The organism is Citrobacter cronae (assembly GCF_016893685.1).
Lineage (GTDB): Bacteria > Pseudomonadota > Gammaproteobacteria > Enterobacterales > Enterobacteriaceae > Citrobacter > Citrobacter werkmanii.
The window spans coordinates 4,459,270-4,460,028 of sequence record NZ_CP069763.1; the positions used below are offsets into that span (position 1 = coordinate 4,459,270).

General features: G+C 52.3%; 1 protein-coding gene. It reads left to right on the plus strand.

Going from position 1 to position 759, the window contains the following annotated elements:
* Window positions 1–44 precede the first annotated feature (44 nt).
* Window positions 45–560 carry a lipoprotein gene (locus JSN25_RS19445; RefSeq protein WP_121529270.1) on the plus strand — a complete coding sequence of 172 codons (516 nt, stop codon included), beginning with the start codon at window positions 45–47 and terminating at the stop codon, window positions 558–560.
* The last annotated feature ends 199 nt before the right edge of the window (window positions 561–759 follow it).

The following is a 759-nucleotide window of genomic DNA, read 5'->3' on the forward strand; positions in this document are numbered from 1 at the left end:
TCATCATAGAACACTAATAGTAGAAAGCTAATAAGGAAATCATTATGCGCTACTCGAAACTCTCACTGCTGGTTCCATGTGCACTACTTCTCAGCGCCTGTACTACCGTGACCCCGGTTTATAAAGATAACGGCTCTCGTAGCGGTGCATGCGTAGAAGGTGGGCCAGACAGCGTGGCTCAACAATTCTATGATTACCGTATTCAGCATCGTGACAACGACATTACCGCCCTTCGCCCGTACCTCAGCGACAATCTGGCGAAACTGCTGACCGATGCCAGCCGCGATAACACGCATCGCGACCTGTTTAACAGCGATCCTTTCTCCAGCCGCGCCACGTTACCGGATAGCGCCAGCGTCGCCAGCGCATCGACCATTCCGAATAGTGATGCACGCAACATTCCGCTGCGCGTAGAGCTGAAACAGGGCGATCAGAGCTGGCGTGACGAAGTGCTGATGATCCGCGAAGGCCAGTGCTGGGTAGTAGACGACGTCCGCTATCTGGGCGGCAGCGTACACGCGCCAGCCGGGACGCTGCGCCAGTCTGTGGAAAACCGCTAGTCCCCCCCATTCACCCGCCCGCATCATAACCCCCATAAATTGTCCGGCATTCTGCATAGAATGCCGACAATTATTCTTGCCCGCTGGTGGCCCCGCTATTTTGTGCTATGTTTAGATAAGAATGCGGTTTGCATTTAACTTTTAACGCATAAATATTGCATAACTATTCTGTCAAAGGTAGTATCTGCGGCTTCAATAT